At 71.8% G+C, this 23248-nt stretch carries 19 protein-coding genes and 1 pseudogene; 4 read left to right on the top strand and 16 right to left on the bottom strand.

Annotated features, from left to right (window positions below; genetic code table 11):
* Positions 1-63 precede the first annotated feature (63 nt).
* From ACWEV3_RS27105 to dxr, 7 genes are all read right to left on the bottom strand, one after another.
* On the bottom strand, positions 64-459 hold the full coding sequence (locus tag ACWEV3_RS27105; protein WP_132494124.1) for a type II toxin-antitoxin system VapC family toxin: 396 nt from the start codon (positions 457-459) through the stop codon (positions 64-66).
* Positions 456-728, bottom strand: coding sequence for a type II toxin-antitoxin system Phd/YefM family antitoxin (locus ACWEV3_RS27100; RefSeq protein WP_452616582.1), 273 nt, complete (start codon positions 726-728; stop codon positions 456-458). Before ACWEV3_RS27100 ends, ACWEV3_RS27105 begins: the two co-directional genes overlap by 4 nt.
* Before the next feature lie 56 nt (positions 729-784).
* Positions 785-2572: a penicillin-binding transpeptidase domain-containing protein gene (locus ACWEV3_RS27095; RefSeq protein ID WP_452616581.1), complete on the bottom strand. Its 1788-nt coding sequence runs from the start codon at positions 2570-2572 to the stop codon at positions 785-787.
* A gap of 175 nt (positions 2573-2747) precedes the next feature.
* Positions 2748-3584, bottom strand: a complete 837-nt coding sequence (locus tag ACWEV3_RS27090; protein ID WP_452616580.1) for a GNAT family N-acetyltransferase — start codon at positions 3582-3584, stop codon at positions 2748-2750.
* 195 nt (positions 3585-3779) lie between these two features.
* Entirely contained in the window at positions 3780-4934 is a 1155-nt protein-coding gene (ispG, locus tag ACWEV3_RS27085; RefSeq protein WP_397530863.1) for a flavodoxin-dependent (E)-4-hydroxy-3-methylbut-2-enyl-diphosphate synthase, read from the bottom strand.
* Positions 4935-5271: 337 nt separating this feature from the next.
* Positions 5272-6555, bottom strand: coding sequence for a M50 family metallopeptidase (locus tag ACWEV3_RS27080; protein WP_452616579.1), 1284 nt, complete (start codon positions 6553-6555; stop codon positions 5272-5274).
* Complete coding sequence (gene dxr, locus ACWEV3_RS27075) at positions 6556-7797, bottom strand: 1-deoxy-D-xylulose-5-phosphate reductoisomerase (protein ID WP_452616578.1); 1242 nt, start codon at positions 7795-7797, stop codon at positions 6556-6558.
* 122 nt (positions 7798-7919) lie between these two features.
* Between dxr and ACWEV3_RS27070 the strand changes: the two genes are divergently transcribed.
* Complete coding sequence (locus tag ACWEV3_RS27070) at positions 7920-8189, top strand: GlsB/YeaQ/YmgE family stress response membrane protein (protein ID WP_132494180.1); 270 nt, start codon at positions 7920-7922, stop codon at positions 8187-8189.
* A gap of 202 nt (positions 8190-8391) precedes the next feature.
* A complete protein-coding gene (locus ACWEV3_RS27065) occupies positions 8392-8676 on the top strand; it encodes a DUF2631 domain-containing protein (protein ID WP_132494179.1) in 285 nt (94 codons plus the stop codon).
* Between the two features lie 135 nt (positions 8677-8811).
* On the opposite strand, the gene ACWEV3_RS27060 is transcribed toward ACWEV3_RS27065, so the two are convergent.
* The 7 genes from ACWEV3_RS27060 to ACWEV3_RS27030 form a co-directional block, all read right to left on the bottom strand.
* A complete protein-coding gene (locus ACWEV3_RS27060) occupies positions 8812-10245 on the bottom strand; it encodes an aldehyde dehydrogenase family protein (RefSeq protein ID WP_452616577.1) in 1434 nt (477 codons plus the stop codon).
* A gap of 137 nt (positions 10246-10382) precedes the next feature.
* Positions 10383-11807 (bottom strand): aminobutyraldehyde dehydrogenase, encoded by a 1425-nt coding sequence (locus tag ACWEV3_RS27055; RefSeq protein ID WP_452616576.1) that lies wholly within the window; start codon positions 11805-11807, stop codon positions 10383-10385.
* Complete coding sequence (gene speB, locus ACWEV3_RS27050) at positions 11807-12748, bottom strand: agmatinase (protein ID WP_452616575.1); 942 nt, start codon at positions 12746-12748, stop codon at positions 11807-11809. The genes ACWEV3_RS27055 and speB overlap by 1 nt, the downstream gene beginning before the upstream one ends.
* Before the next feature lie 62 nt (positions 12749-12810).
* Complete coding sequence (locus ACWEV3_RS27045) at positions 12811-14103, bottom strand: flavin monoamine oxidase family protein (protein WP_452616574.1); 1293 nt, start codon at positions 14101-14103, stop codon at positions 12811-12813.
* A 29-nt stretch (positions 14104-14132) separates the two neighbouring features.
* Positions 14133-15587, bottom strand: coding sequence for a purine-cytosine permease family protein (locus ACWEV3_RS27040; protein ID WP_452616573.1), 1455 nt, complete (start codon positions 15585-15587; stop codon positions 14133-14135).
* Between the two features lie 301 nt (positions 15588-15888).
* Positions 15889-17298 carry a helix-turn-helix domain-containing protein gene (locus ACWEV3_RS27035; protein WP_452616572.1) on the bottom strand — a complete coding sequence of 470 codons (1410 nt, stop codon included), beginning with the start codon at positions 17296-17298 and terminating at the stop codon, positions 15889-15891.
* A 13-nt stretch (positions 17299-17311) separates the two neighbouring features.
* Positions 17312-18772 carry a PucR family transcriptional regulator gene (locus ACWEV3_RS27030; RefSeq protein ID WP_452616571.1) on the bottom strand — a complete coding sequence of 487 codons (1461 nt, stop codon included), beginning with the start codon at positions 18770-18772 and terminating at the stop codon, positions 17312-17314.
* Between the two features lie 215 nt (positions 18773-18987).
* On the opposite strand from ACWEV3_RS27030, the gene gabT reads away from it, so the two are divergent.
* Complete coding sequence (gabT, locus tag ACWEV3_RS27025; RefSeq protein ID WP_452616570.1) at positions 18988-20331, top strand: 4-aminobutyrate--2-oxoglutarate transaminase; 1344 nt, start codon at positions 18988-18990, stop codon at positions 20329-20331.
* Between the two features lie 36 nt (positions 20332-20367).
* Positions 20368-20598, top strand: a pseudogene (locus ACWEV3_RS27020) (PIN domain-containing protein); the annotation flags it as partial.
* Between the two features lie 102 nt (positions 20599-20700).
* Here the strand turns inward: ACWEV3_RS27020 and ACWEV3_RS27015 are convergent.
* Together ACWEV3_RS27015 and rlmN are read right to left on the bottom strand one after the other, a co-directional pair.
* Positions 20701-21672 (bottom strand): alpha/beta hydrolase family esterase, encoded by a 972-nt coding sequence (locus tag ACWEV3_RS27015; protein ID WP_452616623.1) that lies wholly within the window; start codon positions 21670-21672, stop codon positions 20701-20703.
* Between the two features lie 362 nt (positions 21673-22034).
* On the bottom strand, positions 22035-23147 hold the full coding sequence (gene rlmN / locus ACWEV3_RS27010; protein ID WP_452616569.1) for a 23S rRNA (adenine(2503)-C(2))-methyltransferase RlmN: 1113 nt from the start codon (positions 23145-23147) through the stop codon (positions 22035-22037).
* Between the last annotated feature and the right edge of the window lie 101 nt (positions 23148-23248).

Here is a 23248-nt window from a genome sequence, read left to right as displayed (position 1 = left end):
TCGGGCCGCAATTTCCATTGAAATCGAAGGTTCGATTTCAATGGAAATTGCGGCGGATCGGCGTCAGCTCGCGCCCGGGGAGGCCGTGGTCAGGCCCGCCTCGGCGGCCGCCGCCAGCAGCCCCGGGTCGTAGGAGACGTAGGCGTGCAGGCCGTCCTTGATCTTGTAGGCGGAGGCCAGGTGGATGGCGTCCACCGGGCCGACGTTGCAGCGCAGCTCGGTGGCCACGTCCAGCACGTCCTGCTTCACCGGCAGCTGGTCGATCTTGGACACGATGATCGACGCCAGGTCCTCGGCGGCCGGACCGACCTCGCGGAACGTGCGCAGCACGTCCACCTTCGACAACGCGCTGGTGACGCGGGGCTGCTCCCAGCGCTCGCGGACCCACTGGCTCAGCGCCTTGCTCTCCGGTTCGGGGGCGATCAGCTTGATCAGCGCGGAGGAATCGAAGTAGATCAAAACCGCTCCTGTTCACGCCTGCGCAGCAGCCGGTCGGAGACGTTCGGGGTCGGTGCTGCCGGCAACGGTTCGGGGAGCTCACCGCCTTCGCCGGGCACGAGCTCCCCGGCGGCGACGAGTTCGTCGTACAGGGCCTGGTCACGCGTGGGCGGACTGAGCACGGCGACGACGCGACCCCGATCGGTCACCAGGATCGATTCCCCGGCGGCGACCCGCTTCAGGTATCGACTGGCGTGCTGCCGCAGCTCGCGGACGCCGATCCGCTCCATGAGCTACAACGTAGCACCAAGATGACCCTAGGTGATCACCCGATCACGTGAAGCGGTCAGGCGCCCGCCAGGAAGCGCTTCGCCACCTCGACGGCCGGCCCCGACGAGCCCGCGTCCGTCACCAGCACCGCGAAGGCCAGGTCGCCTCGGTAGCCGACGAACCAGCCGTGCGAGTGGGTGCCGTCGCCGAACTGCGCGGTCCCGGTCTTGCCCCGGACGTCGCCGGAGCCGTTCAGCGCGGTCGCCGTCCCGCCGGTGACCACCTCGCGCATCATCGCGCGGAGCTGGTCGAGGGCCTGCGGCGCCGGCGGCTGCGGGGTGGCGTCCGCCTTGGTCTGCGCGCCCCGGACCAGCGTCGGCACCGGCATCCGCCCCTCGGCGATCGACGAGGTCACCAGCGCCATGCCGAACGGGCTGGCCAGCACCGTGCCCTGCCCGATGCCGTTCTCCGCGCGCTGCACCGTGCTGCTGGCCGGCGGCACCTTCCCGGTGATGGTGGTCGCGCCGGCCATCTCGAAGTCCACGCCGAGGCCGAGCTGGCGCGCGGCGTCGGTCAGGGCCTCCCCGGGCATGTCGACCGCGAGCTGCGCGAACGACGTGTTGCAGGAGTGCGCGAAGGCCGTCCGCAGCGGCACCACGCCGAGGTCGAACTTCTTGTCGTTCGGCAGCGGCCGACCGTCGAACACCTTCTCCGCCGGGCATTCCACCGGGGTGTCGATGCCCGCCTTCCCGGATCCCAGCGCGGCGGTCGCGGTCACCGTCTTGAACGTCGAACCCGGCGGGTACTGGCCGGACAGCGCGACCGGGCCCTGCGCGTCGGCGGGCGCGTTCTGCGCCACGGCGAGCACTTCGCCGGTCGACGGCTGCATGGCCACCAGCATCGCGGCCTGCGGAACCGGGTCCACCGCCTGCTCGGCGGCCCGCTGCGCGCGGTCGCCGAGGGTCACGTTGGTCGGCGCGACCGGCCGCTCGGCGACGCCGTGCAGCTCCGCGGCCTCCTGGCCAGCCGCGTCGAGCGTCACGACGCGCCACCCGGCGTTCGCCTGGACCTGCTGGTCGACGACGCGCGCCACGCCCGCGAGCACCTGCGTGCCGTACCCGCGCTCGGTGGTGACCAGCCGCGTCTGGGCCGGGAAGCGCACGCCCGGCAGGTCGTAGATCCGGGACTTGACCTGCTCGTAGTCGCCCTGCCGGAGCGTGACCACCGCGTAGGGCTGGCCCTGCGGCGTCTTCGCCACGCCGTCCAGGATGGACTGCTGGGTGATCGCGGGTTCGATGGTCTTCAGCGCGTTCGCCAACGAGGCCGCGACGCCGGGCACGTCCCCGGCCTCCTGCGCGCTCAGGCTCACCGTGACCAGCTGCTCCGGCCCCATGAGCTGCTTGCCGTCCCGGTCCAGCACCGGCGCCGGGTCCGGGCGCTGCTCGCGGTAGGCGAGGGTCTGCCCGGCCGCCAGCTGCGGGTGGAGCACCGCGGGCGCCCAGCGGACCTTCCAGCCCTGCTCCTGCTCGACGAGCTTGAGCTCGTTCGAGTAGTTCCAGACCTTGCCCGCGCCGAAGTCCCAGGACATGTCGAACCGGGCCGTCGGCGTTCCCTGCGCGTCCTCGGTCACCTCGCGTACCGTCGCGTGCGCGGCCGTCGGCGCCAGGTTCCGCCGGGCCGCTTCGAGCGCCTGCTTGGCCTGATCGGGGGCGTCGGTCTGGTTCGCCGCACCGACCGCGTCACCCGCCGCCACCGCGTTCACGAAGGAGGCGGCGACGTCTTCTTCAGACGGCCCGGTGCTGCAAGCGGCCAGCGGCAGCAGCAGGAGCGCCGCCGCGCCGACCAAGATCCGCGAGGAAACCATGTCCGCGAGTATGCCGAAATGCCCCGAAACGTCCACACCCCTTTTTGACCCGTTGCCCGTTCGGTCAACGCACGCCGCACGGGAGACCACGGTTTCAATTGAAACCGGGGGTTCGGCACCCGCCGGTGGCCTGCAGTTTCAATTGAAACCGCAGATCACCATCCACAGTGGACATTCAGAGGAGGACCGTGCTGAAGGAGCCGACCTGGCGGAAACCGACCTTCTGGTACGCCACCCGGGCCGCGGTGTTGTAGCCGTTGACGTACAGGCTCGCCGTGCGGCCGAGGCCGCGCACCAGCCGGTCCGCGACCGCGGCCGTTCCCGCCGTGCCCAGCCCGGTGCTGCGCCGGTCCGGGTGCACCCAGACGCCCTGGATCTGCCCGACCGTGCGGGACAGCGCGCCGATCTCGGCCTTGAACACCACTTCGCCGCCCTCGAAGCGGGCGAACGCCCGGCCACCGGCGATCAGGTCGGCGACCCGCGCCCGATAGCTCGCCGCGCCGCCGTCGCTGGACGGGTCCACCCCGACTTCCTCGGTGAACATCGCGATCGCCGCGGGCAGGTAGCGGTCCAGCTCATCCGGCCGGACCGGGCGCACCAGCGGGTCCGGGGCCACCCAGGGCGGCTCGGACAGCGCCATGAGCGGCTGATCGGCGCGCACTTCGCGCGCCGGGCCCCACTGCGCCGCGACCTCGCTCCAGAGCGCGAGCACCTGCTCGGCCGGGCCGACCAGCGACGAGCAGACGCGGCGCCGGCGCAGCGCGCGGTCGGCGAAGGCGCGCATCGCGGCCGGCCCGCCGCGCAGCGGGATCAGGTTCGCGCCGGAGAAGCACATCCCGGTGAGCTTGCCGCCGTAGCCCCAGAGCTCGCCGCCGAGGCGCAACGGGTGGATGCCGGCCTCCTCGACGCGCGCGGCCACCATGCAGGCCGCGACGGGGGCGGAATCCAGCACGGAACGGACCAGCACCGCGTCGCGTTCCTCCAACAGCCGTGCACCGGCGAGCTTGAGCACCTGCCAAGACTGCCAGAAACCCGGGGTGCAGAGCCCCACCGGCCGGTGTGCACCACACCGCCCCGAACCGGCACTCACCCATTCGGAGTAGCCCGGTCGACGGATCGCCGCGGATTCGCCGCGGGCGCGGCGCGCAGAAGCCCGGAAAAGCGAGACCGGCCGCCCCCTGATCCGGGGACGGCCGGTCGCACTGGATCAGCTGACGGTGACGACCGGCGCCCCGGCCGCGTCGTCGGCGGGCTCCATGTCCTCGGCGATGCGCATGGCCTCCTCGATCAGGGTCTCGACGATCTGGTGCTCCGGCACCGTCTTGATCACCTCGCCCTTGACGAAGATCTGGCCCTTGCCGTTGCCCGAGGCCACCCCGAGGTCGGCCTCCCGCGCCTCGCCCGGCCCGTTGACCACGCAGCCCATCACGGCGACCCGCAGCGGCACCTCCATGCCCTCGAGCCCGGCGGTGACCTCCTCGGCCAGCTTGTACACGTCGACCTGCGCCCGGCCGCACGACGGGCACGACACGATCTCCAGCTTCCGCGGCCGCAGGTTCAGCGACTGCAGGATCTGGGTGCCGACCTTGATCTCCTCGACCGGCGGCGCCGACAACGACACGCGGATGGTGTCGCCGATGCCCTGCCGCAGCAGCGCGCCGAAGGCGACCGCGGACTTGATCGTGCCCTGGAACGCCGGGCCCGCCTCGGTGACGCCGAGGTGCAGCGGGTAGTCGCACTGCTCGGCGAGGATCTCGTAGGCGCGCACCATCACGACCGGGTCGTTGTGCTTCACCGAGATCTTCAGGTCGTGGAAGTCGTGCTCGGCGAACAGGCTCGCCTCCCACAGCGCCGACTCGGCCAGCGCCTCCGGGGTCGCCTTGCCGTACTTCTGCATCAGCCGCGGGTCCAGCGAACCGGCGTTGACGCCGATCCGGATCGGCGTGCCGTGGTCCCTGGCGGCCTGCGCGATCTCCTTGACCTTGTCGTCGAACTTCTTGATGTTGCCCGGGTTGACGCGCACCGCGGCGCAACCGGCCTCGATCGCCGCGAACACGTACTTCGGCTGGAAGTGGATGTCGGCGATGACCGGGATCTGCGACTTCTTCGCGATGGCGGGCAGCGCCTCCGCGTCGTCCGCGCTGGGGCAGGCCACCCGGACGATGTCGCAGCCCGCGGCGGTCAGCTCGGCGATCTGCTGCAACGTGGCGTTGACGTCCGCGGTGACGGTCGTGGTCATGCTCTGCACGGAGATGGGCGATTCGCTGCCCACTCCGACCGGTCCGACCTGCAACTGCCGGGTCTTGCGCCGTTCCGCGAGCACCGGAGCCGGGGCCGCGGGCATGCCCAGATCGACGGTCATCGATTCCTCTCCACCTCTGCTGGTGTTTTCGGACGGCTTGCACCGCCCGCGCTCCACGATACCGGCGGCATTTCATCCGGCCGGATGTCGTCATGGTCAGCCGAATCACGTTCGGTGATCATCAGAGCCGGTTCACGTCTCGTTCGAGCGAGCGTCGCACACCCGTCACCACTCGATCCGGGTATCGGGTGGGACGCGCGCCGAAGTCCGTTCGGCCGCGCCGACACGGGTTCCGCTTCCCCGCAGGCGCTCGGCCACGCGAGTGAAATCGCCGCCGGTGTCGCGCGGAACCGGCGCCCACCACGCGTGCTGAGCGCCGGTTCCCGCCGAAGACCGATCAGAACAGCTTCACCGGGTTCACCACGTCGGCGACCAGGACCAGCAGCGAGTACGCGATGAAGACAAGGCTCACCGCGTACGCCAGCGGCATCAGCCGCGCCGTGTCGAACGGACCCGGGTCGGGCCGGCGCACCAGCTTGGCGAACTTGCGGCGGATGCCCTCCCAGATCGCGCCGACGGCGTGACCGCCGTCCAGCGGCAGGATCGGCAGCATGTTGAACACGAACAGCGACAGGTTCACGCCAGCAAGCAGGTTGAACATCATGATGATCCGGTCGTCGACGCCGACCTTCTCCGAGGCCAGCACCTCGCCGCCGAGGCGGCTCGCGCCGACGATGCCCACCGGCGAGTCCTGGTGCCGTTCGCCGCCGAAGATCGCGGCGACCAGGTCGGGCACCCGCTGCGGCAGCTCGACGACCTTCTGCGCGGTGAGGCTCACGAAGCCGCCGATGGTGCTCGCCACGCCGCCGATGTCCTGCTTGACCAGCACCGATGTCGGAGTCAGGCCCAGGAAGCCGACCTTCTCGTACTCGCTGGTCGAGTTCAGCTTCGGCCGGTCGGTCTGCATCAGGTCGGCCTGCAGCGGAACCCGCTGCCCGTCGCGCTCGATGATCACCGGCACCGAGCCGCTGGACGCGCGGATCGCCAGCTGCAGCTCGTCCCACGAGGCGTAGGGCTTGCCGTTGAACTCCAGGATCCGGTCGCCGGCCCGGAATCCCGCGGCCGCGGCGGGCGACGGCGGGGCGTCGGCCGGGCAGGTCTCGGTGTTCGGCGCGGTGGCGGGCAGCACGCACGCGCTGACGTCGGCGACCGTGGTCGTCGGGGTCGCGATGCCGTGGCCCATCAGGATCGCCGTGAAGATGCCGACCGCCAGGATGAGGTTCATGAACGGCCCGGCCATCATCACCACGACCCGCTTCCACGGGCTGCGCTGGTAGAACTGCTTGTGCGCGTCCTCCGGGGTGATCTCCTCGGCGGACATCTGGCGGGCGTCCTCGATCATCGCCCGCCACGGCGCGGACGACGTGGTGCGGCCGTACTTCTCGTCCTTCTTGGGCGGGAACATGCCGATCATCCGGATGTAGCCGCCGAACGGGATGAGCTTCAGGCCGTACTCGGTGTCGCCCTTCTTGCGGGACCAGATGGTGCGGCCGAAGCCGACCATGTACTGGGTGACCTTGATCCCGAACAGCTTCGCGGCCGCCAGGTGCCCCAGCTCGTGCCACGCGATGGAGAACAGCAGCCCGAGGAAGAAGATCAGGATGCCAACGACGACCAGCATCTACTCCGCCTTCCCGACGAGCTCGCGAGCCCGAGTCTGTGCCCAGTCCTCGGCCGCGAAGACCTCGTCCAAGCCCGCCGGGTCGCTGCGCCACTGGTCGGCGCCGGCGAGCACGTCACCCACAGTTTGCACGATCGCGGTGAACCCGAGGCGGCCCTCGACGAACGCCGCCAGCGCCTCCTCGTTCGCCGCGTTGTAGATCGCGGGCAGGCAGCCTCCGCCGGAGCCCGCCGCGCGGGCCAGCTCGACGGCCGGGAACGCCTCGTCGTCGACCGGCTCGAAGGTCCACTCCTGGGCCTTCTCGAAGGTCAGCGCCGGGGCGGCCTTGGGCACCCGGCGCGGCCAGTCCAGGCTCAGCGCGATCGGGATCCGCATGTTGGGCGGGCTGGCCTGCGCGATCGTGGAGCCGTCCACGAAGGTGACCATCGAGTGCACGATCGACTGCGGGTGCACGACGACGTCGATGCGGTCGAAGCCGATGCCGAACAGCAGGTGCGCCTCGATCAGCTCCAGGCCCTTGTTCACCAGCGTGGCGGAGTTGATCGTGACCACGCTGCCCATCGACCAGGTCGGGTGGGCCAGCGCCTGCTCCACGGTGACGTCGACGAGCTCGTCGCGCTTGCGGCCGCGGAACGGCCCACCGGAGGCCGTCAGCACCAGCCGCTCCACCTCGTCGGCGCGCCCGCCGAACAGGCACTGCGCCAGCGCCGAGTGCTCGGAGTCCACCGGCACGATCTGGCCGGGCGCGGCGCTGTTGAGCACCAGCGGGCCGCCGGCGATCAGCGACTCCTTGTTGGCCAGGGCCAGCGTCGCGCCGGTGGCCAGCGCGGCCAGCGTCGGTTTGAGACCGCGCGAGCCGTCGACGCCGTTGAGCACCACGTCGGCGGGAGCGGATTCGATGAGGTCGGTGACCGCGTCCGGGCCGGCCAGCAGCCGCGGCAGCCGGAACTCCCCGGCCGCGTAGCCGCGCCGCTGGGCCTCGGCGTAGAGGGCGAGCTGGACGTCCTCGACCGCGGTGCCCTTGGCGACGGCGACGGCCGGGACGTCGAACTCCAGCGCCTGCGCCGCCAGCGCCTGCGGGTCGCTGCCGCCCGCGGCCAGCCCGGCGACCCGGAACCGGTCGGGGTTGTGCCGGATCACGTCCAGGGCCTGGGTTCCGATGGAACCGGTCGAGCCGAGCACCAGGACGGTGCGGGGACCCGGTTCGCTGGGTGCGCTCTGATTCGGGGTGTCGGCGTGCATCACCGGCCATTGTCCCCGAAGAAGGTGAGCCCCCGTCGCTCGCGGTGCGCAAATCACTTTCGGGGCCCACGATCAGGTGGTCGGCCCGGCAGGGTGCGGCGCAGGACGTGAGGAGAACAACCATGGGCATCATCGGATGGATCGTTCTCGGCCTGATCGTGGGCGCCATCGCGAAGGCGATCATGCCGGGCAAGGACCCGGGCGGAATCCTGGTCACGATGCTGTTGGGCGTGGTCGGCGCGTTCATCGGCGGGCTGATCGGCAACTGGATCTTCGGCGTCGGCATCGACCGGTTCTGGTCGCTGAGCACCTGGCTCCTGGCGATCGCCGGCTCGGTCATCGTGCTGGGCGTCTACCGGGTGATCGTCGGCCGCAAGGCGGTGCAGCGGTAGCGCCGGCGCGAGCGGACGCTTTTCGGGGTGTTGCGGAAATCTCTTTCCGCGACACCCCTTTTCGCTGCTCGTGCCGGGTGGGCGCGCGTTCGGTCGCGGAGGGCGTGTGCGAGGATGGGGGCAATGTGGATCGCCGGTCGGTGATCCGCGCACCGAGCACTGTCTTCCGGCCCGCGCGGCCGGCGTGGCACAGGAGGGGAACGTGGCGAGCACCGAGCTGGAGAAGAAGCCCAGCCAGGCCATCGACCCGGCCGAGGAACCGTCGGTCGAGTGGGGCTGGCACGGCGGTTTCCCGAAGGGCACCCAGTTCATGGGCTGGTTCTCGGTCATCGCGTGCCTGGCCATGCTGATCGGCAACCACGGCGGCATCATCAGCGGTGGCGGGCACTTCAAGACCGAAGACGGCTACCTGGTCGTGATCGCGGCGATCCTGGTCATCGGCCTGCTGATCGACCTGCGCCGGAAGCGGACCGCCTGGCGTCGCTGACGCACCGAAGCACCGAAAACGCCGCCCCGGTCACCGGGGCGGCGTTTTTCGTGCGTTCAGCGGGCCTGCCGAACGGCCGTGGGTGGTCGACCGCAGTTTCAATTGAAACCGCGGCCACCGCTCACGGCCGCCGATTCAGGGGTTGATGCCGGTGAGGACCGTGACGTGCTCTTCGGTGAGGTCCGTCATCGCCGCTCGGACGCCTTCGCGGCCGACGCCGGACTCCTTCACCCCGCCGTAGGGCATCTGGTCGGCGCGGAAGCTCGGCACGTCGCCGATGACCACGCCGCCGACCTCCAGCTCGGACGAGGCGCGGAAGGCCAGCTGCAGGTCGCGGGTGAACACGCCGGCCTGCAGGCCGTAGCGGGAGGCGTTGACCTTCTCGAACGCCTCGTCCACCGAGTCGACCGGCGAGATGACCAGCACCGGGCCGAAGATCTCCTCGCACGAGACCTTCGCGTCCTCCGGCGCGTCGGCCAGCACCGTCGGCGCGTACGTCGCGCCCTCGCGGGTGCCGCCGGTGAGCACCCGGGCGCCCGCCTCGACGGCTTCGCCGACCCACTGCTCCACCCGCTCCGCGGCGGCCACGTCGATCAGCGGCCCGACCTTGGTGGCCGGGTCCTTCGGGTCCCCGGTGCCCTGCGCCTCGACCGCCTTGACCACGCGGGCGGTCAGGTCGTCGTAGCTGTCGCGGTGCACGTAGACGCGCTGCACCGAGATGCACGACTGGCCGCCCTGGTACATCGCGAAGGTGGCGATCCGGTCGGCGGCGTAGTCGAGGTCCGACCAGTCCGAGTCGACGATCACCGCGGCGTTGCCGCCGAGTTCGAGGGTGACGTGCTTGCGCGGCGCCGAGTCGCGGATGCCCCACCCGACCGGCCCGGAGCCGGTGAACGACACCACCGGCAGCCGCGGGTCGGCGACGAGCTCGGCGGCCTTCTCGTTGGTGGTCGTCACCACCGACCAGGTCCCGGCGGGCAGCTCGGTCTCGGCCAGGATCTCGCCGAGCAGCAGCGCGGACAGCGGGGTCTTCGGCGCGGGCTTGAGCACGATCGGGGTGCCGGCGGCGATCGCCGGGGCGACCTTGTGCGCCACCAGGTTGAGCGGGAAGTTGAACGGCGAGATGCCCAGCACCGGCCCGCGCGGGACCCGGCGGATCAGGGCCATCCGGCCCGTCGCGCCCGCGTCGGTGTCCAGCCGCTGCAGCTCGCCGGAGAAGCGGCGGGCCTCCTCCGCGCCCCAGCGGAAGGTGGAGGCGGCGCGGGCGACCTCGGCGCGCGCCCAGGTGATCGGCTTGCCGTTCTCGGCGGTGATCAGCTGCGCGATCTCCTCGGCCCGCTCGGTGAGGCGGCGGCTCACGTGGTCCAGCGCCGCCGCGCGGGCGTGCGCGGGCAGCGTCGCGAACTCGCGGCGGACCGCGTGCGCGGCCGCGACGGCGCGCTCCACGTCGGCGTCGGTGGCGTAGCACGCGGTGGCGACCGCCGAACCGTCGTAGGGGTGCCGCACCTCGAAGGTCTCGTCGCTGGTGACCAGCTCGCCTGCGATCCAGTTCCCGGTGACCGATGCCATCGGCTGCCTCCTGTCGTTTCGTCCTCGCCGTGACGCTACGAGCCCGCTGTGGGGGCCGGGAGTGCCAATCTGGCCACCCCCGGCCACCGACCTGGCCGAACCGGCACCTCGGGGCGGCGCCGGTCCCGCGTCGCCGGTCAGGCGTGGTTGTGCATGACGTGCTTGATGCGGGTGTAGTCCTCGAAGCCGTAGCGGGAGAGGTCCTTGCCGTAGCCCGAGTGCTTGAAGCCGCCGTGCGGCATCTCCGCGACCAGCACCATGTGGGTGTTCACCCACACGCACCCGAAGTCCAGCCTCGCCACGAGCCGCTGCGCTCGCCCGTGGTCGCGCGTCCACACGCTCGACGCGAGCGCGTAGTTCACGCCGTTGGCCATGCTCAACGCCTCTGGCTCGTCGCGGAAGGTCTGCACCGTGAGCACCGGCCCGAAGATCTCCTCCTGCACTACCTCGTCGTCCTGCCGGACGCCGCCGAGCACGGTCGGCGCGAAGAAGCACCCCTCGTCGCCGATGCGCTGCCCGCCGGTGAGCACCTGCGCGTGCGCGGGCAGCCGGCCGATGATGTCCTGCACCCGCGCCAGCTGCGCGGCGTTGTTCAGCGGGCCGACGACAGCGTCCACATCGGACGGTGGGCCGCAGCGCAGCGCCGCGACCTCCTCGACCAGCAGCCGGGTGAACTCCTCGGCGACCGGCTCGGCCACCAGGACCCGGGTCGCCGCGGTGCAGTCCTGCCCGGCGTTGAACGTGCCTGCGGCGGCGATGCCCACGGCGGCCGCGGCGAGGTCGGCGTCGGCGAACACCAGGGCCGGGGCCTTGCCGCCCAGCTCCAGGTGCACGCGCTTGACGTCCTCGGCCGCCGCTGCCGCCACCTCCCGGCCCGCCCGGGTGGACCCGGTGATCGACACCATCGCCGACGCCGGGTTCGCCACCACGGCGCGGCCGGTTTCCCGGTCACCGCACACGACGTTGAGCACGCCCGGCGGCAGGATCCCGGCGGCCACCTCGCCGAGCAGCGCGGCGGTCGCCGGCGTCGTGTCGGAGGGCTTGAGGACGACGGTGTTGCCCGCGGCGATCGCCGGGGCGATCTTCCACACCGCCATCAGCAGCGGGTAGTTCCAGGGCGCGACCTGGCCGATCACGCCGACCGGTTCGCGCCGCACGTAGGAGGTGTGGCCCGGGGTGTACTCCGCCGCCGCGGTGCCCTCCAGGACGCGGGCCGCCCCGGCGAAGAACCGGATCTGGTCGATGGCGGCGCCCACCTCTTCGGTGCGCGTGGCGGCGACCGGCTTGCCGGTGTTCTCCACTTCCGCCGCGACGAAATCCTCGGTCCGGCGCTCCATTTCGTCGGCCAGCCGCAGGAGCAGCCGCTGCCGGTCGGCGGGTGTGGTGGTCCGCCAGTGCTCGAAGGCCCGCTGCGCTGCGGCGTACGCAGATTCGACGTCCGCGGCGGACGAGAGCGGCGCGGTGCCGAACACCTTGCCGCTGCAGGGATCGACCAGGTCGGTGGTCCGGCGGTCGGCCGCGTCGACCGGCCGGCCGTCGATGATGTTGCGGATCTGGCGCATCAGCGTCCTCCCGGCAGGATGCACAGCAGGTCGTACAGCACGTGAGCGGCGGCGATGCCGGTGATCTCGGCGTGGTCGTAGGCCGGGGCGACCTCGACCACGTCCGCGCCGACGACGTTCAGGTCGGCCAGGCCGCGCACCACTTCGAGCAGCTCGCGGCTGGACAGCCCGCCGGCTTCGGGGGTTCCGGTGCCCGGCGCGAAGGCCGGGTCCAGCACGTCGATGTCGATGGACAGGTACACCGGGCGCGAGCCGAGCCGGGCGCGGATCCGGTCGATGATGGTGTCCAGCGGCGTCCGGGCGAACTCGCGGCTGTGCACCGCCGCGAAGCCCATCCGCTCGCTCTCGTCGAGGTCGAGCTTCGAGTACAGCGGGCCGCGCAGGCCCACGTGCATCGAGTGCTCGAAGTCGATCAGGCCCTCCTCGGCGGCGCGCCGGAACGGGGTGCCGTGCGTGTAGGGCGCGCCGAAGTAGGTGTCCCAGGTGTCGAGGTGCGCGTCGAAGTGCAGCACCGCGATCGGTCCGTGCCGCTCGTGCTGCACGCGCAGCAGCGGCAGCGCGATGGTGTGGTCGCCGCCGATGGTGAGCAGGGTGCGCCGGGTTCCGGACAGCTCCCGCGCACCGGCCTCGATGGTGTCGATGGCCTCCCCGAGATCGAACGGGTTCACGCCGATGTCCCCCGCGTCAGCCACCTGCCGCGCCGCGAACGGTTCGACGCCGTTGGCCGGGTTGTACGGCCGCAGCAGCCGCGAACTCTGCCGGACGTGGTTGGGGCCGAAGCGCGCGCCGGGCCGGTAGCTGACGCCGGTGTCGAACGGCACGCCCCAGATCAGCACGTCGGCGTCGGGCACGTCGGTCAGCCGGGGCAGCCGGGCGAAGGTGGTGTCGCCGCCGTAGCGCGGCACCTTGGTGGCGTCCACCGGACCGATCGGGTTGTTCATGCATTCCTCCACTTTTTCGTGAGCGCGCAAGCGGGCTGGAGCCCGTTCTCGCACTCACGACGTCACTTCTCGGCCGCCAGGATCTCCGCCGCGGAGCGCTTGCCGGATTCGATCGCGCCGTCGATGAACGCGCGCCAGCGGCGGGCCGTGTGCGAGCCGCCGAAGTGCACCCGGCCCTCCGGACGCCCCACGCACAGCTCGTACTTCGCGAACTGCCCGGCGGCGAACGTCGCCCAGGTGCCCTTGGAGAACTCGTCGTGCACCCAGTCGTGCGAGCGGGCGTCGACGACCTCGGCGTCCGGCGCGAACTCGCGGACCGCGCGCTGCACGTCGGCGAGGTCGCCGGCGTCGACGCGGTCGTGCTCCGGGGCGAAGCACACGAGCACCACGCCGCGCTCGGTGGTCTCCATCGCGCCGACGTAGTCGAAGCTGGTGCCCCAGCCGAAACCGCTGATGTCCTCGGGGACGTTGCGGGCCAGCGCCCAGACCTTCTGGCCCTGCCCGGCGTGGTTCTCCCGCGAGATGGCGAGCTTGTCGGCGGGCAGCTCCGGGCTGAACTCGACGTCCTGCCAGATCCCGACCGGCGTGGTCATCAGCACCCGGTCGGCGCGCGCCGCGCCGCCGTCGTAGGTGACCGTCACGCCGTCGTCGTCGGCCTCGACCTCGCGCACCGGGCTGGACAGCCGAAGCTCGGCGCCGCCGTCGGCCTGGATCGCCCGCGCCAGCGAGGCGGTGCCGTTGACGAAGGTGAAGCCCAGCACGCTGGCCTGCACCATGCCCCACAGCGAGTTGTCCATCGAGGAGCACCAGCGGAGGATGTCCAGCGCCGAACCGGTGTCCTCGCTGGCGTTCGCGCAGCCGCAGAACCAGGACATCATCAGTTCCTTGGCGTTGCCGGTCAGCCCGACGTTCTCGGCCCACTCGCGGATCGGCACGTCGAGGTCGGCGACGTCCTGTTCGGACAGCGGACGCAGCGGGTCGAACCGGGAGGCGGCCTCGATCAGCGCCCGCACCGCGTGTTCCAGCTGCTCGTACTCCTGCGGCGGCACGGGCAGCAGCGTGTCCAGCACCTTGCCGTGGTCGGACCAGGTCATCCGGCCGGGCAGCTCGCTGTCCTTGATCGGGACGTCGTAGCGCTGCACCTCGCCCCACACGTGCGTCTGCTGCGGGACGATCCAGGTGCCGCCCATCTCCAGCCCGAAGCCGTCGAAGCCCTCCGGCTGGTACCAGGTGGAGCCGCCGATGCGGTCGCGGGCCTCCAGGACCAGCACGTCCTTGCCCGCTTCCCGCAGCTCGCGGGCCGCGGTCAGGCCGGCGAAACCCGCGCCGATGACGACGACGTCGTAACGATCCATGCTCGCACTTCCTTGATTCGTAACGGGATTCAGACGCTCGCTGCGACTCGAACGTCGGATTGCCGCGGCATCGGCTGCGGACTGCCGATGCACAGCAGCAGGTAGGCGGCGGCCGTGGCCGCGGCGGCCAGCAGGAAGCTCAGGTCGATGCCGCCGGTGAGCTCCAGCAGCGGCCCCTTGTACAGGGCGGTGTCCACGGACAGCAGGCCGACCGACGAACCGGTCAGCCAGGCGGCCGCCGCCCGGAGGTTCCAGCCGCCGGTGTACCAGTAGATGCCGCCCCGCGCCCGGCGGTTGTAGACCTGCAGCGCATCCGGGTCGTAGCGGCCGCGGCAGCGCGCGAAGCCGATCAGCGTGATCACGGCCCACGGCGTGCCGATCGCGGTCAGCAGCAGCACGAACGCGGTGACCGCGTCCTGGGCGTCCCAGACGAAGTAGCCGAGGAACACCAGCACCGTCGACAGCACCGAGGTGAGGATGGTGGCCTTGACGCGCGACAGCGGCGGCACGATCGCGTCCAGGTCGAGCCCCATGCTGTAGATCAGCACCCCGGCGTTGCCGATCGTGCCGAACACGCCGTTGAGCAGCAGCGGCAGCAGGAACCACAGCGGCGCGGCGGCCACCAGCGGCCCGACGTAGTCGTCCGCGGCGCGGGCCGCGAACGCGGTGAAGGTGCCGAACAGCTGCGGGATCAGCAGCCCGAGGAGCATGCCGGCGCAGGTCGCGGCGAACACCTTCCGGGATGAGTAGCGCTTCGGCGAGACGTAGCGGCTGTAGTCGCCGAGCAGCGTGATGAACGCCATCGGCCCGCTCAGTCCGGCGGCCACTGTGGACAGTGCCCACGTCGTCCAGAAGTCCCCGAGCAGGTAGCCGGCGTCGGTGACCGGCCCGGTCCGGAACTGGTCGCCGTAGGCGAACAGGCCGGCCGCCATCAGCACCACGGTGCCTACCGCGACCCACTTGCTCATCCGGGTCATCAGCTGGTAGCCGAAGATCGCCACGAGCACCGAGAGCACCGCCAGCGCCGCGTACGTGACGCTGTGGCTGACCCCGTCGTCGGGCAGCCCGAACAGCCGGTGCAGCGGGCCCACCACCGCGGCCCCGCCGGTCCACACCGTCAGCGCGGCGTAGCCGAGCGAGAGCAGCAGGCCGATCACCGAGCCGATCAGCCGGCCGCGCACGCCGAAGGTGCCGCCGCTGCTGGTGGACAGGTTCGTGCCGGTCTTCAGCGACACCAGGGCCAGCGGTGCGACCAGCAGCGTGCCGAGCAGCGTCCCGGCGATCATCGAGGTGACGGCCGCCCAGAACGACAGCCCGAACGAGGCGGGCAACCAGCCGAAGATGACCACGCCGAGGCACATGTTGGAGCCGAGCAGGATGCCGGCGACATCGCGGGGACGGCCGGTGCGATCGGTGTCGGGGATGGTGTCGACGCCGTGCGTCTCAATGCCGACGCGCGCGGCCGGTGGCGGATCTGGGGTCATCCGTTGACCTCCTTGGCGGATGGCGGGAGCGTTGAGCCGCGCGGCACCGACCAAGAGTGGGCCGGGTCACCGATCGGAGGTAGTCACCGATCGTCCGAAGTCCACAACCACCGTTGGACGTTCGCACAACGCCGCGCCGAAGATCGTCCGGCGCCGGGATCGAGGCCGCGGCTTCCCGGCGACATGCGCGGCGTTTTCGCGCGAAACCGTCATCCCGCCCTCACGCGGGGCGCCGGTTTCGCGCGAAACCGGCGCCCCGAACGGCCACGCCCACACGGCGGCGCACCGCGCTGAAAGGGATTCAGGCCTGGAGGGCGCGGAGCGCGAGGAAGAGGTCGACGCGGTCCGCCGTGTTGGAAAGGCTTCGGCCGGTGAGCTCTTCGACCCGGTTCATCCGGTGCCGCAGGGTGTTGATGTGCACGTGGAGGCGCTGGGCCGCCTCCTGCCAGCGGCCGCCCGCGTCGAGGAACACCGCCAGCGACGGGATCAGGTCGCTGCCCCGCCGCTCGTCGTGGTCGAGCACCGACCCGAGCAGCGCCCGCGAAGTGGCCGCCAGCAGCTCCGGATCCTGCGCGGAGAGCAGCAGCGCCGGGCTGCTCAGCTGCTCGTGCGTCATCCAGCCGCGCTCCGCCCGCGACGACACCGCCTCGGCGGCGTGCGCCGCCTGCAGCAGGCTCACGCGCAGCTCGGACGCGGTGCCCGGCTTGCCGACGCCGACGTGGACGACACCGCTGGCCACCGCATCGGTGATGCGGCGCGCGAGCTCCGCCACGGTGTCACGGACCTGGGCGAACGCGACGACGTCGCCGCCGCGCTGCGCCGCGACCCCGTCCGTGCCCAGCAGATCGCCCAGCCGCGCGGAATCCGCACCGGGGCTCGACGTGCGCACCACGACGGCGGCGAGCGGCCCGTCCGGCTGCAGGCCGAGCGCGTGCAGCCGGGTGCGCACGGTGTCGATCCCGACCGTTCCACTGTGGACCCATTCGAAGAGTTCCCACGCGTAGCGCAGTTCCGTCGCCCGCACCGCGCGAGTGCGTTCGATCTCCAGCGCGATGAACGGCATCGCCTGCACCACCGCCGCGTGCTGCTCCACGTCGAGATCCGCCAGCGGCCGCGGCAGCAGCAGCTCGGCCTCGGCCAGGCCCTCGCCCACCAGCGGCAACGGGTGGTTCGGCTGCGGCGCGGTACCCGCGACCACGCCTCCGGCGACCCGCACCGCCACGGCTTCGCCCAGCTGCTTGGCCAGCGTGTCCAGCACCGTCTCGACGCCGCGCCGCAGCCGCAGCGCCGCGACGATCGCGTCGTGCTGCGCCAGGTGGCGGCGCAGCGGGCGCTCCCACTCGGCGCGCTTGGTGTTCACGAAGGCCTCGACGATCTGCAGGAACGCGACCTCCACGGGCACCACGAAGCAGGTCAGGCCGTGCTCGCGCGCCGCGTCGACGAACGCCTCGGGGACCTGGGTTTCCGGTGGCACCAGGCCGTATCCGACCGCCGCGACGTCGGCGGCGACCAGGTCGGCGATGAAGGCCTCCGGCGTGGTCCCGGCGGTGCGCCACACCCCGGCGGTGAGCACGACCTCGCCGCCGCGCAGGAACCGGCCGGGGGCCTTGATCTCGATGGTGTGCACCCAGCGGATCGGCCGGTCCACCCGGCCGCGCACCCGCACCTGCAGGGCCAGTTCCGGCCGGTTCAGCAGATCTTCGACGAGCACCGCGCCACCTCCGTCACTCGCCGGGCCGGTCCAGGACCTGCAGCGCCAGCCACAGCTCCGCGCGCACGCCGGGCTGGTCGAGGCTGCGCCCGAGCAACTCCTCCACCTTCCGCACCCGGTTGCGCAGGGTGTGCCGGTGCACGCCCAGCCGGTTCGCCGCCGGATCCCACTGCCCATGGTGCGCCAACCACGTCTGCAGCGACTCCAAGAGCACGCCCTGCCCGCGCAGCGGTGCGAGAACGGCCTCGGCGAACGCCTGCGCGTCGGCGCCGGGAACCAGGTTCAGCAGGCCGTATCCGGCGAGGTCGGCGAAGTGCACCACGGTGTCGCTGCGCTTCGCCGCCCGCGCCGCCTGCTGCGCCTGCCGCAGCCCTTCGGCGAGCCCGGCCAGCCCGCACGGCTCGGACACCCCGATGGCGACGCCGGCCTGCCCGGTGAGCCAGTCGAGCGCGCCGTCGCCGACGAGCCCGACCACCACGTCGCCGTGCTCGGCCAGGTAGGCCGGGGCGCTCGGCTGATCCGCCGCGAGCCGGGACAGCAGCTCGTCGCGATCGCGGGCACCGGCCAGCACCACCACCCGGAACGGCTCGGGCGGCAACTCGGCGTGCAGGTCGGCGAGCACGTCCTGCACCTGTTCGCCGCGCAGCATCAACGCCAGGAAGTCCGCGCGCAGCCGGCGCCGGGCGGAAGCGAGCGCCTCCACCTGCTCCAGCGCCAGGGTCAGCAGCGAGGCGGCCGAGTTGATCACGTGGTGGTCGGTGGTGGCGAACGGTTCGCCGCGCCCCACCACCAGGAACCCGCGCGCCCGGCCGCCGAGCGCCTGCATGCTCACCTCCTGGTCGCCGAGCGAGAACCCGGCCGCGGCCAGGCCCCGCTTCGCCCGCACCTTCGCCACCTCCGGCTCCAGGTCCGGCAGCCGCGAACCGGCCGTCGCCGGTGCGCTGTGCAGGAGCCGGCCGCCCGCGTCGAGCAGCAGCACCCACGAATCCAGCAGCAGCGCGAGCTTCCGGACCAGCGCGGCCACGCCGTTGGTGGTGCCGGCCGCCTGCGCGAGTTCGTGCTGGGCGCGGCTGGTGCGCCGCAGGCTCGCGTACTCGTCCGCCGCGACGGCCCGTGAAACCGCCTTGCTGATCGCGATGAACGGCGTCGGCCGGGGCACTTCGAGCAGCGGCAGCCCGGCTCGTTCCGCCGCGGTCACGAGCTCGGCCGGGATCTGCCGGTGGCTCAGCCTGACGCCGAACCCCAGGCCCGCGACGCCGACGGCGGTGAGCCGCTCGACCAGCCCCGCGCAGTCCTCGGCGCGCAGCGCGAGGCCGGTGGTCAGCAGCAGCTCGCCGCCCTCCAGGAACGGCGCCGGATCGGTCAGTTCGCTGGTGTGCACCCACGCGATCGGGCGGTCGAGGGAGCTTTGACCGGCGCGCGCGACGAGCCCCAGCGCGGCGTCGGCGACCAGGTCGCGCACCGTCAACGGCACCTAAAACCTCCTGACAGTGTGTCGAATCCCGAAACCCGAGTTAAACAGATCGTCCACTGTTCGGTTGCGGGTGGCGGGGCGAACCTGTTCGCAGGACAACACGACCAGAGCCCCTCCCAAGCGGCGACGGGCGCTTGCGGTGCGGGACGCGGCTTGCACCGCCATCCGCACCGCTGCGCAGGCCACTTTCAAGACTGTTCTAGGAGGTCACCACCGTGACGGTTTCCCCGGCCCAGGCGGCACTGCCCCAGGCGCGCGTGCTGCGCACCGAGATCCCCGGCCCGAACTCCCGCGAACTCCAGCGGCGGCGCGCGGCGGCGGTGTCGACCGGCGTGTCCAGCGTGCTGCCGGTCTTCATCGCCGAGGCGGCCGGCGGCGTGCTGCACGACGTCGACGGCAACTCGCTGATCGACCTGGGCTCGGGCATCGCGGTCACGAACGTCGGCAACGCGGCGCCGGAGGTCGTCGAGCCCGTGCGCCGCCAGGTCGGCGAGTTCACGCACACCTGCTTCATGGTCACGCCGTACGAGAATTACCTGCAGGTCTGCGAGGAACTCGCCGCGCTCACCCCCGGCGACCACGACAAGCGCAGCGCCCTGTTCAACTCGGGCGCGGAAGCGGTGGAGAACGCCGTCAAGATCGCGCGCCGGGCCACCGGGCGGCAGGCGATCGTGGTGTTCGACCACGCCTACCACGGCCGCACCAACCTGACCATGGCGCTGACCGCGAAGTCGGTGCCGTACAAGCACGGGTTCGGCCCGTTCGCGCCGGAGATCTACCGGGTGCCGATGTCCTACCCGGCGCGCGATCCGCGCACCGGCGAGCAGGTGGCGCGGGAGGCGATCGACCGCATCGAGAAGCAGCTCGGCGCCGATTCGGTGGCGGCGGTGCTGATCGAGCCGATCCAGGGCGAGGGCGGATTCATCGAGCCCGCGGCGGGATTCCTGCCCGCGATCTCGCGGTGGTGCACCGACAACGGCGTGCTGTTCATCGCCGACGAGATCCAGACCGGCTTCTGCCGGACCGGTGCCTGGTTCGCCTGCGACCACGAGAACGTGGTGCCCGACCTGATCACCACGGCGAAGGGCATGGCAGGCGGGCTGCCGCTGGCCGCGGTCACGGGTCGCGCGGAGCTGATGGACGCGATGCCGCCGAGCAGCCTGGGCGGCACCTACGGCGGCAACCCGGTGGCGTGCGCGGCAGCGCTCGGCGCGATCCGCGCGATGCGCGAACGCGACCTGGCCACCGCGGCGCGCGAGATCGGCGACCTGGTGTTCCCCCGCCTGCGCGCGATCGCCGAGACCACCGACGCGATCCTCGACGTGCGGGGCCGGGGCGCCATGATCGGCATCGAGTTCGTCAAGCCGGGCACTGCGGAACCGGACCCCGAGGTGACCTCGCGGATCGCCAAGGCCTGCCACGCCCAAGGCGTGGTGATCCTCACCTGCGGCACCTACGGCAACGTGATCCGCCTCCTCCCGCCGCTGGTCATCGACGAGGCCCTCCTCGAAGAAGGCCTGACGGTCCTGGAAGGCGCCATCCGCGAACACACCCGCTGACACCGCGGGCCGCAGCTCACCCAGCACGGCGCGGACGCCCGGCGCACCTGTGATCGCCTCCGGACGCTCGGGGTGCTGGTGGAGCCCTTCACCGCCGACGACGCCCTGTGCGCGGGCGAGTTGTGGGCGCACACCCGGTCCTCCGGGTTGTCGCTGGGAGATCGGGCCTGCCTTGCGGTGGCGCTCCGCTTGGACGCGCCCGTCATGACAGCGGACAAGGCTTGGCGGGACATCGATGTTCGCGTTCCGATCCGGCTTCTGCGCTGACGCCACCGGATCTTGGACCGGACCGGTGCGCGCCGTTCGGGGGGCTGGGCGGCGCGCACCGGCCGGGCACGGGTCGGAGCTCCCGCTCCGGCCCGGGTCTTCTCAGCGGAGCCGGTGCTCGGCGAAGAACCGCATGATGATCGGCGTCGCGTCGATGACCGACGGCTGGTCGGAGTCCGGGTTCGGCCGCGTGCTCGGCCAGTCGTGCCCCAGGCCCTCGATCCGGTAGTGCACGACGTTGCCGCCCCGGTCGCAGCCGATCCACTTGCTGACCCGCACCCCGTTGCCCTCGTCGCGGACGATCGGGGTGTCACCGCAGTCGTTGCGATCGGCCCAGCCCGCGAGCCATTCCGGGATCGGCGGCAGGCCCTTCTCCGGGTTCCCCGGATACGGGATCGTCTGGTCGTCGGTGCCGTGGAAGTCCAGGATCGGCGCCGCGCGCTCCGGCTCGCACTCGCCGCCCTGCGGGTAGAACGCGCCGGACACCGGCGCGAAGGCGGCGATGCGGTCGCTCATCCGGCAGGCCAGCACGCCCGTGAAGCCGCCGCCGTTGGACTTGCCCGCGGCGTAGATCCGCGTGCGATCGACGCAGAAATCCCGCTCCAGCTGGTCGAGCAGGTCGCCGGTGAACAGCACGTCGTCGGCCGCGGCGGAGTACGGCGCGCCCTGCCAGGCGGTTTCGCCGTCCGTGCCGACGAGGCCCTGCGGGTACACCGAGATGGCGTCGGTGGCCGAGAAGCCGGACAGCTCTTCCTGGTACTCCGAGGTCCGCGAGTGGCCGTGGAAGGACAGCACCACCGGGGTCGGCTCGTGCGGCCGGTAGTCCGCCGGCACGTGCAGCAGGTAGCTGCGGGTGATCCCACCCGAAACGATCGTGCGGGTCTCCGACGCCCCGGGCACCGCGGCCTCGCCGCAGCCGGCGGACGGCGAGCGATCGATCCGGGATTCGGCCTGCGCCGGCGCCCCGCCGAGCACCGCGACCAGACCCACCGCGGCGAGCAGCGCCAGAATCCGTCCACTTCGGACTGATCGGGCAGATCGGCGGACGAGACCTCGTTTCGCACGGCCAGGCACCATTGCCTCCCACCTCGATCGAGTTCGGGTGCGAGGATCATGGGACCGCCCAGGGCCGGCCGTCACCATTCTGTTCATTGCGTTCACGGAAACCAGCGCGCCATCGGTCAGGGCACGAACGCCGCCAGGATCCGCTGGAGCTTCAGCCGCCGGTTCCGGAGGGAAACGGTGTCGACCGGGGCCAGCCACGAATGATCCGCGAAGTAGTAGCCGGAAGCCGCGGCCCGTACTCGATCTCGCCTGACATCGCGCTCCCCCCGGTCCGCCGGCGCGGGGACCGGACCGCCCCGATCGCGCGGATCCCCGGCAAGATACCGGAGATCAGGCGCGGAATTCGCGACCCGAGGCGATCCGCCGAACGCTCATTCCTCGGCCGCGAGCTGGCCGCAAGCCGCCGCGATCTCCTGGCCCCGGGTGTCCCGGACCGTGCACGAGACGCCCGCTTCGCGGACCCGGCGGACGAACTCCCGTTCCACGGGCTTCGGGCTGGCGTCCCACTTGCTGCCTGGCGTCGGGTTCAGCGGGATCAGGTTGACGTGCGCGAACTGCCCGAGGTGCCGGTGCAGCAGCTTGCCGAGCAGGTCCGCGCGCCACGGCTGGTCGTTGATGTCGCGGATCAGCGCGTACTCGATCGACACCCGGCGCCCGGTGTGGTCGGCGTAGCCGCGCGCCGCCTCCAGCACCTCGGCGACCTTCCAGCGGTTGTTCACCGGCACCAGCGTGTCGCGCAGCTCGTCGTCCGGGGTGTGCAGCGACACCGCCAGCGTGACGTGCAGGTCCTCCGCGGTCATCTTCTTGATCGCGGGCACCAGGCCGACCGTCGACACGGTGACCGACCGCTGCGAGAGGCCCAGCCCGTCCGGGGCCGGGTCGCAGATCCGGTGCACCGCGTTGATCACCCGCCGGTAGTTGGCCAGCGGCTCGCCCATGCCCATGAACACGACGTTCGACAGCCGGCCGGGCCCACCCTGGACGTCGCCGTCGCGCATCGCCGCCGCGGCCGAGCGCACCTGGTCGACGATCTCCGCGGTCGACAGGTTGCGCTGCAGCCCGCCCTGGCCGGTGGCGCAGAACGGGCAGGCCATCCCGCAGCCCGCCTGGCTGGAAATGCACACCGTGGCGCGGTCCGGGTACCGCATCAGCACGCTTTCCAGCAGCGTGCCGTCGTGCGCGCGCCAGAGCGTCTTGCGGGTGGTGCCGTCGTCGGTGTTCAGGTGGCGGACCGGGCTGAGCAGCGTCGGCAGCAGGTGTTCGCCGAGCTTCGCGCGGCTGGCCGCTGGGATGTCGGTCATCGACTCCACGTCGGCGTTGAGCCGGCCGAAGTAGTGGTGCGCGAGCTGCTTGGCGCGGAACGGCTTCTCCCCCAGCTCGGTCACCGCGGCACGCCGTTCGTCGGCGGAGAGGTCGGCGAGGTGCCGCGGCGGCATGCCACGGCGCGGGGCGTCGAAGACGAGCGGAAGGGAAGTCGCAGACATAGCGCCCACCAGTGTCCCATGCCCCGGAACGACCTTGGCGGCGACCACCGGACGAGGCGCGAGTCCGGCCGCCACGCGGCGTCCACGCGGGTGGTGGGTGC

Source organism: Saccharopolyspora sp. NPDC003752 (assembly GCF_053605825.1).
The sequence above is the reverse complement of the archived record's forward strand: the minus strand, read 5'-3'. Positions and strand labels throughout refer to the sequence as shown.